Annotated in this window: 13 protein-coding genes; 1 reads left to right on the top strand and 12 read right to left on the bottom strand. The window is 64.4% G+C overall.

Features of this window, described 5'->3' with window-relative positions; genetic code table 11:
• Nucleotides 1-28: 28 nt before the first annotated feature.
• Both VFG17_RS16705 and VFG17_RS16710 read right to left on the bottom strand, forming a co-directional pair.
• On the bottom strand, nucleotides 29-1,078 hold the full coding sequence (locus tag VFG17_RS16705; protein ID WP_325030486.1) for an alanine racemase: 1,050 nt from the start codon (nucleotides 1,076-1,078) through the stop codon (nucleotides 29-31).
• A 44-nt stretch (nucleotides 1,079-1,122) separates the two neighbouring features.
• A complete protein-coding gene (locus tag VFG17_RS16710) occupies nucleotides 1,123-2,748 on the bottom strand; it encodes an MFS transporter (RefSeq protein WP_325030487.1) in 1,626 nt (541 codons plus the stop codon).
• Nucleotides 2,749-2,861: 113 nt separating this feature from the next.
• On the opposite strand from VFG17_RS16710, the gene VFG17_RS16715 reads away from it, so the two are divergent.
• The gene (locus VFG17_RS16715) at nucleotides 2,862-3,626 is read left to right on the top strand and encodes a cyclase family protein (protein WP_325030488.1); all 765 of its coding nucleotides are present in this window, start codon (nucleotides 2,862-2,864) and stop codon (nucleotides 3,624-3,626) included.
• Here VFG17_RS16715 and VFG17_RS16720 read toward each other — a convergent pair.
• The 10 genes from VFG17_RS16720 to VFG17_RS16765 form a co-directional block, all read right to left on the bottom strand.
• Nucleotides 3,623-4,030, bottom strand: coding sequence for an MAPEG family protein (locus tag VFG17_RS16720; protein ID WP_325030489.1), 408 nt, complete (start codon nucleotides 4,028-4,030; stop codon nucleotides 3,623-3,625). The genes VFG17_RS16715 and VFG17_RS16720 overlap by 4 nt on opposite strands.
• 55 nt (nucleotides 4,031-4,085) lie before the next feature.
• Nucleotides 4,086-4,457 (bottom strand): tRNA-binding protein, encoded by a 372-nt coding sequence (locus VFG17_RS16725; RefSeq protein ID WP_325030490.1) that lies wholly within the window; start codon nucleotides 4,455-4,457, stop codon nucleotides 4,086-4,088.
• 107 nt (nucleotides 4,458-4,564) lie between these two features.
• Nucleotides 4,565-6,571 carry an acetyl/propionyl/methylcrotonyl-CoA carboxylase subunit alpha gene (locus VFG17_RS16730; protein WP_325030491.1) on the bottom strand — a complete coding sequence of 669 codons (2,007 nt, stop codon included), beginning with the start codon at nucleotides 6,569-6,571 and terminating at the stop codon, nucleotides 4,565-4,567.
• Nucleotides 6,572-6,576: 5 nt separating this feature from the next.
• The gene (locus tag VFG17_RS16735; RefSeq protein ID WP_325030492.1) at nucleotides 6,577-6,969 is read right to left on the bottom strand and encodes a lysozyme inhibitor LprI family protein; all 393 of its coding nucleotides are present in this window, start codon (nucleotides 6,967-6,969) and stop codon (nucleotides 6,577-6,579) included.
• On the bottom strand, nucleotides 6,966-8,003 hold the full coding sequence (gene bioB / locus VFG17_RS16740; RefSeq protein ID WP_325030493.1) for a biotin synthase BioB: 1,038 nt from the start codon (nucleotides 8,001-8,003) through the stop codon (nucleotides 6,966-6,968). The genes VFG17_RS16735 and bioB overlap by 4 nt, the downstream gene beginning before the upstream one ends.
• A gap of 18 nt (nucleotides 8,004-8,021) precedes the next feature.
• Complete coding sequence (locus VFG17_RS16745; protein ID WP_325030494.1) at nucleotides 8,022-8,462, bottom strand: hypothetical protein; 441 nt, start codon at nucleotides 8,460-8,462, stop codon at nucleotides 8,022-8,024.
• Entirely contained in the window at nucleotides 8,459-10,606 is a 2,148-nt protein-coding gene (gene scpA, locus VFG17_RS16750) for a methylmalonyl-CoA mutase (RefSeq protein ID WP_325030495.1), read from the bottom strand. The genes VFG17_RS16745 and scpA overlap by 4 nt, the downstream gene beginning before the upstream one ends.
• 80 nt (nucleotides 10,607-10,686) lie before the next feature.
• The gene (mce, locus tag VFG17_RS16755; RefSeq protein WP_325030496.1) at nucleotides 10,687-11,127 is read right to left on the bottom strand and encodes a methylmalonyl-CoA epimerase; all 441 of its coding nucleotides are present in this window, start codon (nucleotides 11,125-11,127) and stop codon (nucleotides 10,687-10,689) included.
• A gap of 10 nt (nucleotides 11,128-11,137) precedes the next feature.
• The gene (locus tag VFG17_RS16760; RefSeq protein WP_325030497.1) at nucleotides 11,138-11,887 is read right to left on the bottom strand and encodes a hypothetical protein; all 750 of its coding nucleotides are present in this window, start codon (nucleotides 11,885-11,887) and stop codon (nucleotides 11,138-11,140) included.
• 94 nt (nucleotides 11,888-11,981) lie between these two features.
• Entirely contained in the window at nucleotides 11,982-13,514 is a 1,533-nt protein-coding gene (locus tag VFG17_RS16765; RefSeq protein WP_325030498.1) for an acyl-CoA carboxylase subunit beta, read from the bottom strand.
• Nucleotides 13,515-13,648 lie beyond the last annotated feature (134 nt).

The following is a 13,648-nucleotide window of genomic DNA, read 5'->3' on the forward strand; positions in this document are numbered from 1 at the left end:
TGTCCTGTTCAAGGAGCCGATCGCGCCGTCATAGCCAATCGCGTTCGAACCGCGCACCTAGTCCTGTCAGCAGCTCATATTGCGAAAGACCGCAGCGCACCGAAGTCGATGGCAGATCATAGTCGAGGGCCAGCCAGTCGCCTTCGTCGATCGCGCGGACATCGCTGACGTCGAAGGCGATCAGGTCCATCGATACGCGGCCCACCAGCGGCAGCATATGCGTTTGCCACCTCGCAAAGGCGCCCGATCCGGCATGGCAACGTAGATAACCGTCGGCATAACCCATATTGGCCACCGCGATCCGGCTGTCGCGCCCTGCGGTCCAGGTTGCGCCATAGCCGACCGTTTCGCCCTGGCACACCTCCCGCACCTGCAACACGCGCGCCTCGGGGAACGCCACTTGCCGGATATGTCCCGCGGCTTCGCCGCGCGGCGTGCCGCCATAGAGCGCGATCCCGGGGCGCGTCAGATCGAACGCATAGTCGGCGCCAAGGCAGACGCCGGCGCTGTTCGCGAGGCTATAGCGCCGCGCGGGAATCGCCTGCCGGACCGCGCTGAACGCCGCCAACTGGCGCACATTTTGTTCGCTGTCCTCATCGGCCGAAGCGAGATGGCTGTGCAGCGTTTCGATGGTCAGGCCGTCGAGCGCGCCGCCGGTCGCCTCGTCGACGCGAAGCCCGAGGCGGTTCATCCCGGTATCGATCATGACGTCGCACGGACGCCCCTCGCCCGCCTCGCGCCAGCGAACGATCTGTTCGAGGCTGCCGAGTACCGGGCGCACCGGGAGCGTACGCGCGGCGATCACGTCGCTCGCGCCGACGCCGTGGAGGACCGACAGCGATACCCCCTCCGGCAACGGCATCAGCGCGGCGGCCTCGGCCCAGGTCGCGACGAAAAAGTCGCGGCATCCCGCGGCGGCAAGGTACCGCATCACCGCGCGGGCGCCGAGACCATAGCCACCGGCCTTGATCGCCGCGCCGCACGCCGCGCCGGCGCTTTGGGCCGCGAGCCAGCGCCAGTTGGCGACGAGGGCTTCGGATGAAAGACGTAAGCGGAGCGGCGACGGTATGGCGATCATTCCCCGCCCCTATACGGCTTGGCAGGCTCCGCCAATGGGGGCGATCAAACCGCGGGCTTGTCCCATTGCCCCTCGACCGGATCCTTCAGCATGAAGGCCGTGACGAGGAAGGCGACGAGCACGACGCCCCAGGTGTACCAGAGCCCCGCATAGGCGTTGCCGGTTTTCGCGACGATGAAGCTCGCGATCAGCGGTAGAAAACCGCCGAAATAGCCGGTTCCGAGATGATAGGGGATCGACAGCGACGAATAGCGGACGTGCGGCGGGAACATCTCCGACAGCAGCGCCGCGACCGGGCCATAGGTGAAGCCCGAGAGCGCACTCAGCCCGAGCAGCGCGAGGAATATGACGGCGATGCCGCCCGCGTTCGGCACCTGCTTCGCGAAATCATAGCCCGTCGCTTCGAGTGCGGGCCGGAGCAGTTCGGGATCCTCGCTCGCGACCTCGCGGTTTCCGATGCGGATCTTGACGCTGTCGAAGCCGCTGCCGGTCTGAACGATCGCATAAGGCACGCCGAGCTTGGTGAGCTCGCCGAGCGTGCGGCTGCACGCGGTCGCCTGCTGCTGCGCGAACGGGTCGAAGCTGCATTGCGAACCCGTCACGGTCACGGGCGCGCGCTCGGCGGCGGCCGAAAGCGCGGGATTGCCGACGCTGCCCATCCACCAGAAGAGCGGGAAGAGCAGCACCAGCGTCGCGGCATAACCCCAGACGATCGGCTTCTTGCGGCCGATCCGGTCGGAGAGTTTCCCGGCCCAGATGAAAAAGCCCATGCCGAGCGCGGCGGCAAAGCCGACGATGATCTCGGCGGCGGTGTCATCGACCTTCATCGGCCCTTTGAGGAACGAGAGGCCGGAGAACATCGCGGTATACCAGATCACGGTCAGGCCCGCGGCGATGCCGAACAGCGCGATGAAGATGCGGCGCGGGTTACCGGGATAGGTGAAGCTTTCCTTGAGCGGGTTTTTGGCAAGCTCGCCCTCCTTCTTCATCGCCTGAAACACCGGGCTTTCGGACAGCTTGAGCCGCATCCAAAGCGAGATGGCGAGCAGGATCAGCGACAGCAGGAAGGGAACGCGCCAGCCCCAGTTTTCCCACATCGCGTCGGGCATCAGCGCCTTGCAGCCGAGCACGACGATGAGGCTCAGCACGAAACCGCCGACGACGCTCGCCTGGATGAAGCTGGTGTAGAAGCCGCGCTTTCCGGGCGGTGAATGTTCGGCGACATAGATCGCCGCGCCGCCATATTCGCCGCCGAGCGCAAGGCCCTGCAGCACGCGGAGCAGGATGACGATGATCGGCGCCGCGATGCCGATCGTCGTCGCCGACGGGATCATGCCGACCCCCGCGGTCGCGATACCCATCAGCGTGACGGTGACGAGGAAGGTATATTTGCGCCCCAGCCGGTCGCCGAGAAAGCCGAACAGCACCGCGCCCAACGGGCGGAAACCGAAACCGACCGCGAACCCCGCCCAGACGAGCAATATTTCGAGAGTCGCGTTATCGCTGGGGAAAAAAGCCTTGCCGATGATCGCCGCAAGCGTGCCGTAGATGAAGAAATCATACCATTCGAACACCGTGCCCGCCGACGATGCGGCAATGACCATGCGGATATCTTTCGCGGTCGGCTGATAGTCCGCGCCATGGTCGGCGACGGCGGCTGCGTCGGTCATAGTCTCTCCCCTGCCCCATTTCCGTTGCCGGGGCTTTGCGCCATCTCTAGCGGGCGCCGGACGGTGCGCAAGCCTTCTTGGCGTAGCGTCATTCCGGTGGCAGACTGGACGCCATGCAGTTCATCGACCTATCGATCCCGATCACCAACGACGTCGTGTCCGACCCGCCGGTGATGCGTCCCAACATCACCTATATGACGCATGAGAACACGTGGGAGCAGATCGCGATGTTCTTCCCCGGGCTGACCCGCGAGGACCTGCCCGATGGCGAAGGCTGGGCGGTCGAGATGCTGTCGCTCAGCACGCACAACGGCACGCATATGGACGCGCCCTGGCACTATCATTCGACCACCGACAGCGGCGCCTCGCCCGCCCCGTCGATCGACGAGGCGCCGCTCGACCTCTTCTTTCGTCCCGGGGTGAAACTCGACTTTTCGGATCGCCCGCACGGCCATGTCGTGAGTGGCGCCGAGGTCGAGGCCGAACTGGCGCGGATCGGCCACGATCTCCAACCGCTCGACATCGTGCTTGTCCAGTCGGGTGCGATCTATGGCACCGACAATTTCACCGATCAGGGCTGCGGCATGGGCGCCGAGGCGACACTGCACCTGACGGAGCGCGGCGTGCAGGTGGTCGGCACCGACGCGTGGAGCTGGGACGCGCCGTTTAGCCACACCGCGAAACGCTGGGCCGAAACGCGCGACCCATCGATCATCTGGGAGGGGCACAAGGCAGGGCGCATCCGGCCCTATTACCAGATCGAAAAGCTCACCAACCTTGCCGCGGTCCCGGCTACGGGTTTCACCTTCAGCTGCTTTCCAGTGAAGATCGAGCGTGCGAGCGCAGGTTGGATCAGGGCGGTGGCGCTGGTGGGCTAGACGTTCCGCGTCAGGAGGATCCAGAGCGTCCAAAGGCTGAGCGCGAGCAGCGTAGCGAAGGTCGCCGCTACGCCGACCTGACGCCCGAGCGGCGCCTGGCCCGGCTCCGATGGCGTGTAAAGGCCGATGATGTGTCCGACGCGGCCGATCAGGAAGATCGCGCCGATGATCATCAGCGCCATATGGTTCGCGCGTACAGTTTCCAGCAGCCCGAGCAGGATGATCGTGATCGGCGCATATTCGGCGAGATTGCCGTGCGCGCGGCTGGCGCTGATCAGCTTGGCGTCGCCATGATCGCCGAACGCGGCCTTGAGGCGCAAGCGCTGGCGGACGGTGTCGATTGCGGTGACGAGTAAAAGCAGCGCGCAAACGGCCGCGACAAAAGCGGTAACCGGTAAAGTCATCGTCCCTCTCCCCTGTGTCGCGCGCAGCCTAACCGGCAAGCGCGGTGCAGGAAAGTCAGAAGAGGCGCGAGCCGTTCGGCACTTCTTTATCGGGCGCGAAGAGGATCACCGCGCCTTCCGCGTCGGCGAAACCGAGCGTCAGCACTTCGGACATGAACTTGCCGATCTGGCGCGGCGGGAAGTTGACGACCGCGGCGACCTGCCGCCCCGCGAGGTCTTCGAGCGGATAGCGGTCGACGATCTGCGCGCTGCTTTTCTTCACACCGATAGCGGGGCCAAAGTCGATTTTCAGCTTAAACGCGGGTTTGCGCGCTTCGGGAAACGGCTCGGCCTCGACGATCGTGCCGATGCGGATATCGACGCGGAGGAAATCGTCAAAGGTGATCGGATTGGCAGCGCCCGCATCAGATTCGTGGTGCATGTGCATTCCAACAAACTCCGTTTGCCCTGAGCCTGTCGAAGGGCCGTTCTTCCTTTCAACGCCGTAGAGGGAAGAGCGGTGCCTCGACAAGCTCAGCACGAACGGGCTTTGAATTACTCCATTTCCAGGATCACCGCGTCGACCGCGAGGCTGTCGCCCTGCGCCGCGTTGACCGTCTTCACGACGCCCGTCTTTTCGGCGCGGAGGATGTTTTCCATTTTCATCGCCTCGACCGTCGCGAGCGGCTGGCCTGCCTCGACCTTGTCGCCTTCGCCGACGTGCAGCGCGACGAGCAGGCCGGGCATCGGGCAGATGAGGAATTTGGAAAGATCGGGCGGGACCTTCTCGATCATGTGGCCCGCGAGCGAGGCGATATGCCAGGGCAGCACGCGCACATCGTGGATGCGCCCGCGCGTCGTCATCTTCCAGCCCGTGCGTGTCTTCGCGACCTTCACCGCGAGTTCGGTCTCGTCGATCTCGGCGATCACCAGCCGGTCGCCCGGGGTATATTCGAGCGCGATGTCGATCCGGTCGCCCTCGACCTTGATATGCTTCTCGCCCACCTTGACCTTGTGCGCGGCGCCGTCGATCGACACCTGCCATTTGGCGGGCGGTTCGAGCCGGTCGCCGAGCTGGCCGTCGGTGCGCCGCGCGCGGTCGGCCTCGGCGCTCGCCATGAAGCCAGCGATCGCGGCGAGCGCGCGCACAACGTCCGCCCCTGCATCCGCGCCGTGGAAGCCCTCGGGATATTCCTCGGCAATGAACCCCGTCGTCAGCTCGCCCGAGCGGAAGCGCGGATGCTGCATAATCGCCGAAACAAAATCGATATTGTGGCCGAGCCCTTCGAGCTCGAAGCGGTCGAGCGCCGCAATCTGCAGATCGGCGGCTTCGTCGCGCGTCTCGCCCCACGTCACCAGCTTGGCGATCATCGGATCGTAGAAGATCGACACCTCGCCGCCCTCCTCGACCCCCGCATCGACGCGCACGCCATCGACCCCGCGCTCGTCGCCTTCCCACGCCGGAACGGGGGTGCGATAGCGCACGAGACGCCCGGTCGAGGGCAGGAAACCGCGATAGGGATCTTCGGCATAGACGCGGTTCTCGATCGCCCAGCCGTCGATCTTGACGTCGTCCTGCGTCATCTCGAGCTTCTCGCCCGCGGCGACGCGGATCATCTGCTCGACCAGGTCGATGCCGGTGATCGCCTCGGTCACCGGATGCTCGACCTGCAGGCGCGTGTTCATTTCGAGGAAGTAGAAGCTTTCGCCCGTCGGGTCGGCGCCCGAGACGATCAGCTCGACCGTGCCCGCGCTGTAATATCCGACGGCCTTCGACAGCGCGACGCATTGCTCACCCATCGCCTTGCGCATTTCGGGCGAGACGAAGGGCGACGGCGCTTCCTCGACCACCTTCTGGTGGCGGCGCTGGATGCTGCACTCGCGCTCGTTGAGGTAGAGCGTGTTGCCGTGCTGGTCGCCGAGGATCTGGATCTCGATGTGGCGCGGATTGAGGATGAACTTCTCGATGAAGACACGGTCGTCGCCAAAGCTGTTGAGCCCCTCGCGCTTGGTCGCCTCGAAGCCTTCGCGGACGTCCTTCTCGTCATAGGCGAGGCGCATGCCCTTGCCGCCGCCGCCGGCGCTGGCCTTCATCATCACCGGATAGCCGATCTCGTTCGAAATCTCGACCGCATGTTCGGTGTCGCGGATCTCGCCGACGAAGCCGGGGACGACGTTGACACCCGCTTCCTTCGCGAGCTTCTTCGACTCGATCTTGTCGCCCATCGCGGCGATCGCGTTCACCGGCGGGCCGATGAAGGCGATATTTTCCTTCGCCAGCGCCTCGGCGAAGCTGGTGCGTTCGGACAGGAAGCCATAGCCCGGATGCACCGCTTCGGCGCCCGTTGCCTTGCAAGCGGCGATGATCTTGTCGGCGATCAGATAGGATTCGGACGCGGGCGACGGGCCGATATGCACGGCTTCATCCGCCATCTGCACGAAGGGCGCGCGCGCATCGGCGTCCGAATAGACGGCGACGGTCGCGATGCCCATGCGGCGCGCGGTCTTGATGACGCGGCAGGCGATTTCGCCGCGGTTGGCGATCAGGATTTTCTTGAACATCTCTCTCAATATTCCTCGATCAAATCTTTGAGTTGTTTGATGCGCGCCTCGGTGAGCTGCGACATGCATCCGCTGATCATCATCGGCTCGGCCGAACCGCCGCGCATCGTGTAGCCCTCGCCGGCGCAATGCTTGTCGCGATAGGTCAGCCAGGCGCGCTGCGCGGCGAGGAGCGTGTCGAAATAGCCGGGGCGATTGTCCTGCGAGCGGTCGAAATCGGCGTCGATTTCCTTCATGCGCGCCGCAGTCAGCTTCCACTGGGCGTTCATCGCCGCATCGGCGCGTTCATATTCCTGGTAGGCGCAAGCGTTGAGTTCGAATTGCGCCATTGCGTTGTCGCAATCGACCTCGGGTTCCTGCGCAGCCGCAGCCAGCGCCATGAGCGTTGCCAATATCATTCCGCGGCCTCCAACTCAGCATCCCGCCGCATCGGCTCTTCGCTCTCCATCGGCCGCAGCCCCAACTTGGCAAACAAGGCGGCGTCGGCATTGTCGCCGCGGTTGCCGGTGGTGAGCAGCTTGTCGCCGGTGAAGATGCTGTTCGCGCCCGCCATGAAGCAGAGCGCCTGCGTCGCCTCCGACATGCTCTCGCGTCCTGCCGACAGGCGCACCATCGACTTCGGCATCGTGATGCGCGCGACCGCGATCGTGCGGACGAATTCGATATCGTCGATCTTCGCGAGCGGCGTGTCGGCGAGCATGTCGCCGAGCACGGTGCCCTTCACCGGCACAAGCGCGTTGACCGGCACGCTTTCGGGATGGCGTTCAAGCGTCGCGAGCGCGTGGATGAAGCCGACGCGGTCGGCGCGCGTCTCGCCCAGCCCGACGATCCCGCCCGAACAGACGTTGATCCCGGCGTTGCGGACTTCATCGAGCGTGTCGAGCCGGTCCTGAAAGGTGCGGGTCGAGATGATATTCTCGTAATTCTCAGGGGAAGTGTCGATATTATGGTTGTAATAGTCGAGCCCCGCGACCGCGAGCGTCTGCGCCTGTTCCTTCGTCAGCATGCCCAGCGTCATGCAGGTTTCCATGCCCATCTGGCGCACGCCCTCGATCATCTCGACGATCGCGGGCATGTCGCGGTCCTTGGGGTTGCGCCAGGCGGCGCCCATGCAGAAGCGCTTCGAGCCCGAATCCTTCGCCTGGGCGGCCGCCTGCAGCACCGCGCGCACGTCCATCAGTTTGGTGGCCTTGAGCCCGGAATCCGCCGATTTGCTCTGCGAGCAATAGCCGCAATCCTCGACGCACCCGCCGGTCTTGATGCTGAGCAAGGTGCAAAGCTGCACCTCGCCGCGTGCATGATGGCGGCGATGGACGCCCTGCGCCTCCCACATCAGTTCGTCGAACGGCAGGTCGAACAGCTCGGCGATTTCTTCGCGCGTCCAGTCGGTACGCGGCAGGTCATCCTGTTCGGCGTTGGGAGAGAGGTTCATGTTCGTCGACCCTTTTCGTTATTTGCAGAAGCGCGTCAGCGCGGCGCCATAGAATTCGAACGGCGGTGTCTCGCCCGCAAGCGGTTCATAGCCGCCATCGGCCCAGGCACGGCGATCGGCATAGGGCACCGAGACCTCGCGGCGATCGGCGTCGCTGCCATAATCGCCGACGCTGTAGAGGGTGAGATCGATATCGGCCTCGGGATCGTCGCAATTGAGGCGGATGATCCCCTTGTTCACGAACTTGTCGCTCGTCTCGAAATAGACGTCGCGCCATGGCCCCTTGGAGTTTTCAAGCCGGGCGAACCAGTCGGTGAAATAGACGTCGTCGAGCTGCTGACGATAGACATGCTCAACAGCGATATCCGGGCGAAACGCGCTTTCACGGCCGCCGGCCTCCGCCGCCGCCGTCTGGCTCGCCGCCAGCCCCGCCAGCATCAGACCCAGCGCGCGGATCACGCGGCATCCTCCAGCGGCGGCATATTGTGGCCGAGCAGGCGCAGGACGTCGGCGGCGCATTCGACGACGTTGCTGCCCGGACCATAGATGCCCTGCACCCCGGCATCGCGCAGATACTGATAATCCTGCGGCGGGATGACGCCGCCTGCGATTACTTTGATGTCGCCGCGGCCCGCCTCTTTCAGCTTGCCGATCAGTTCGGGGATCAGCGTCTTGTGCCCTGCGGCGAGGCTGGACGCGCCAACGACGTCGACGCCGCTGTCGAGCGCGAGTACCACGGTTTCCTCAGGCGTCTGGAACAACGGGCCCGAGACGACGTCGAAGCCCATGTCGCCGAACGCCGACGCGATGACGTTGGCGCCGCGGTCGTGGCCGTCCTGCCCCATCTTGGCGACGAGCAGCTTCGGCTTACGCCCCATCCGGCGTTCGACCGCCGCGACGCCGTCGAGCACCTGCTGCCAGCGGTCGTCGCCCTCGTAAGGCGCGGCGTAGACACCTTTCACCGGGGTCGGCTGCGTGCCGTAGCGCTCGAAGCTTTCTTCCATCGCCGAGCTGATTTCGCCAAGCGTCGCGCGGGCGCGCGCGGCGTCGACCGCATGGGCAAGCAAATTGGTCTCGATCGACTGCGGCGCGGCGGCGGCCTTGCGCAGCGCGTCGAGCGCGGCCTGGCAAGCGGCTTCGTCGCGGCTCGCCTTGGTCTTGTTGATCCGCGCGACCTGCGCCTCGCGCACCTTGGTGTTGTCGACCTCGAGCGTTTCGAGCAGGTCCTCGTCCTTCAGGCGATATTTGTTCACCCCGACGATGACATCGTCACCGCGGTCGACGCGCGCCTGCCGCGCCGCGGCGGCGGTCTCGATCATCGCCTTGGGCCAGCCCGCGGCGACGGCCTTCGCCATGCCGCCCTCCTTCTCGACGCGCTCGATGATCTCCCACGCCTTGTCGACCAGCTCCTGCGTCAGCGCCTCGACATAATAGGAGCCGCCGAGCGGGTCGACGACCTTGGTCATCCCGGTCTCTTCCTGGATGACGATCTGGGTGTTGCGCGCGATGCGGGCGGAGAAGTCCGTCGGCAGCGCGATCGCCTCGTCGAGCGCGTTGGTGTGCAGCGACTGCGTCCCGCCGAGCATCGCCGCCATCGCCTCGATCGTCGTGCGCATCACATTGTTATAGGGGTCCTGCTCGGTGAGCGAGACGCCCGACGTCTGGCAATGGGTGCGCAACATCTTCGACCGCTCGTCCTTGGCGCCGAGGTTGGTCATCACGCGGTGCCAGAGCACACGCGCGGCGCGCAGCTTCGCGATCTCCATGAAGAAGTTCATGCCGATCGCGAAGAAGAAGGATAGGCGCCCCGCGAACTTGTCGATGTCGAGGCCGCTCGCGACGCCGTAGCGCACATATTCGGCGCCGTCGGCGATGGTGAAGGCCAGCTCCTGCACCTGCGTCGCGCCGGCTTCCTGCATATGATAGCCGGAGATCGAGATGCTGTTGAACTTCGGCATCTCGCGGCTGGTATAGCCGAAAATGTCGGAAATGATCCGCATGCTCGGCTCGGGCGGATAGATATAGGTGTTGCGGACCATGAACTCCTTGAGGATGTCGTTCTGGATGGTCCCGTCGAGCAGCTTGCGTTCGACCCCCTGCTCCTCGCCCGCGACGATGAAGAAGGCGAGGATCGGGATCACCGCGCCGTTCATCGTCATCGAAACTGACATCTGGTCGAGCGGAATGCCGTCGAACAGGATCTTCATATCCTCGACGCTGTCGATCGCGACCCCCGCCTTGCCGACGTCGCCGACGACGCGCGGATGATCGCTGTCATAACCGCGGTGCGTCGCGAGATCGAAGGCGACCGACAGGCCCTTCTGCCCCGCCGCGAGGTTGCGGCGATAGAAGGCGTTCGATTCCTCGGCGGTCGAAAAGCCAGCGTACTGCCGGATCGTCCACGGCCGCCCCGCATACATCGACGCGCGCACGCCGCGCGTGAACGGCGCGAAACCGGGCAGGCCGGGGTCAGCGGTCACGTCCTCGGCCGTGTAGAGCGGTTTGACGTCGATCCCCTCGGGGGTCGCCCAGGTGAGGTCCTTGCCCTTCACTTCCTTGTCGGCGGCGGCGACCCATTGGTCGATGGTCGGCTTGTCGGTCATATGCAGTCTCGTTCATGTGCGCCCCGGCGCAAGCCGGGGTCCAGAAGGCGTGGGCCCCGGCTTTCGCCGGGGAACACGGGTCAGTGCGCCGCTTTCGGCATCTCCATAATCTCGGTCAGCACCCCGCCCATATCCTTGGGGTGCAGGAAAAAAATCAGCGTCCCGTGCGCACCGATGCGCGGTTCGCCGAGCACGCGCTTGCCCATCGCCTCGAACTCGGCCTTGGCTGCGTGGATGTCGGGGACTTCGTAGCACATATGATGCTGGCCTCCTGCGGGGTTCTTTTGCAGGAAGCCGGCTATCGACGCATTACCCGGCAATGGTTCGATCAGCTCGATCTGTGTGCCGTTCAGCGCGCCATCGGCTCCGGGCGTATCGACGAAACACACCTTCACCCCCTGCTCGGGCAGGTCGAACGGCTCGTGAATCTGCGTCGCTCCCATCACGTCGCGGTAAAAGACGATACTGTCGGCGATCGACGGCGTCGCGACGCCGATATGATTGAGGCGACCCAGTTTCATCTCATTCTCCTCAGCAACCCGGAACCTGGTCCTTGCCGACCGGTTCATATTTGCCGCTATTCAGCACATATTGCTGCTTGAAGGACCGCGTGCCGGTGTAGGCGACGGTAAAGCTCTTGTCGGGCACGGCCGCAGCGATCCGGCCTTCATATTCCTGTTCGGTCTGGCCGATTCCGGCGCCCGAGCTCATCCCGTTGGTAAAACCGCCACGGTCGACCGGCCCCTCGGGCGTCAACTCGGTCACCACAGCCGAGCCGATCGCGCAGCCCTGCCACACGCCGCCGCCCGCGGTGATCAGATAGGGATTGCGCCCGAGGAGGTTCGTGAAGGCCCAGCTCGTCGCGGCGTTGCCCACCGTGCCGGTGGCGCCGATCCCGATCCATTCGCCCTGTTTGACCCAGCCCGCAGCGCTCGACTTCAGATAATGGATCGCGTTCAGTCCCCCTTCGCTGTGCCCCGCATCGTCGAGCGACCCGGCGCTCAGCAGCACGCCGACATTATTCGGCAGCAGGTGGATCGCGACCGGGCGGAAACGATAGGCCCGTTCGTCGATCGTCCGGGTGGCCTCTGCCCCGGCGCCTTTGGGAAGCCCGAAGGCCGTGCGGAACGCCATATCGATCGTCGTGTCCTCGTCGCTGCCGAGCGTGATCGGAAAGGCTTCCTTCTCCGCATCGACCGGCGTGTCGGGGTCGAACGCCGATGCTGCCGGCGCCGAAAGTCCGGACAGGAGAGCTGCAAAGGCAAGAACGGATTTACGCATCTCGATACCTCATCTGATAGTCGAACATCGCGGCCGCGTTTCCGGGCCGCAGTCCCTAACTATCTCATCCACAGCGAAATTTTAGTGCCCGTTGTCACAGCGGAATATTGTCGTGCTTCTTCCACGGGTTTTCGAGACTCTTGTTCCTGAGCTTCCGTAGCCCCAGCGCGATCCGCTTGCGCGTGTTGTGCGGATGGATGACCTCGTCGATATAGCCGCGCGAGGCGGCGACGAACGGGTTGGCGAAGCGATCCTCATATTCCTTCGTTCGCTCGGCGATCTTTTCGGGGTCGCCGATGTCGCTGCGGAAGATGATCTCGACCGCGCCCTTCGCGCCCATCACCGCGATTTCGGCGGTCGGCCAGGCGTAGTTCAGGTCGCCGCGCAGATGCTTCGACGCCATCACGTCATAGGCGCCGCCATAGGCTTTGCGCGTGATCACCGTGATCTTCGGCACCGTCGCCTCGGCATAGGCGAAGAGCAGCTTGGCGCCATGCTTGATGATGCCGTTATATTCCTGCGCGGTGCCGGGCAAGAAGCCCGGCACGTCGACGAAGGTGATGATCGGAATCTCGAACGCGTCGCAGAAGCGCACGAAGCGCGCCGCCTTCTTCGACGAATTGATGTCGAGCACGCCCGCGAGCACCATCGGCTGGTTCGCGACGATGCCGATCGTGCGCCCCTCGATACGGCCGAAGCCGCAGATGATGTTCGCGGCATGCGCCGGCTGCACCTCGAAGAAGTCGCCCTCGTCGACGGTTTTGCGGATCAACTCGTGCATGTCGTACGGCTGGTTCGCGTTCGGCGGGATCAGCGTGTCGAGGCTGTCCTCGGCACGGTCATAGGGATCGCTCGTCGGGCGGACGGGCACGCCGCTGCGGTTGTTCTCGGGCAGATAATCGAAAAAATCGCGCGCCGCGAGCAGCGCCTCGATATCATTCTCGAACGCATTGTCGGCGACCGAGCTTTTGGTCGTGTGGGTAATGGCGCCGCCGAGTTCCTCCTGCGTCACCACCTCGTTGGTCACCGTTTTCACGACGTCGGGACCGGTGACGAACATGTAGCTCGAATCCTTCACCATGAAGATGAAGTCGGTCATCGCGGGGCTGTAGACCGCTCCGCCCGCGCAGGGGCCCATGATCAGGCTGATTTGCGGCACGACGCCCGATGCCAGCACATTGCGCTGGAACACCTCGGCATAGCCGCCCAATGACGCGACGCCCTCCTGAATGCGCGCGCCACCCGAGTCATTGAGTCCGATGACCGGCGCGCCGACCTTCATCGCATTGTCCATCACCTTCATGATCTTTTCGGCGTGCCGCTCCGACAACGATCCGCCGAACACGGTGAAGTCCTGGCTGAAGACATAGACGAGGCGGCCGTTAATCGTGCCCGACCCGGTGACGACGCCGTCGCCGGGCACCTTCTGGTCCTGCATGCCGAAATCGGTGCAATTATGCTCGACATAGGTGTCGAGTTCCTCGAACGAGCCTTCGTCGAGCAACACGTCGAGCCGCTCGCGCGCGGTCAGCTTGCCCTTGGCGTGCTGCGCGTCGATGCGTTTCTGACCGCCCCCAAGGGCTGCGGCGGCGCGACGGCGTTCCATTTCGGCGATATTGGCGGACAAAGCGGCTCTCCATCAAAATTCGAAAGCGTCGTCTGCCCGCTTCGCATCGCCGAGGCAAATGTGAATTTGCAAAATTGCGAAGTCCGATTTTGCAAAATTTGTTGCGCGCGTATAGGCTCCTCATCCGTTGGGAC

The organism is Sphingopyxis sp. (assembly GCF_035686825.1).
Lineage (GTDB): Bacteria > Pseudomonadota > Alphaproteobacteria > Sphingomonadales > Sphingomonadaceae > Sphingopyxis.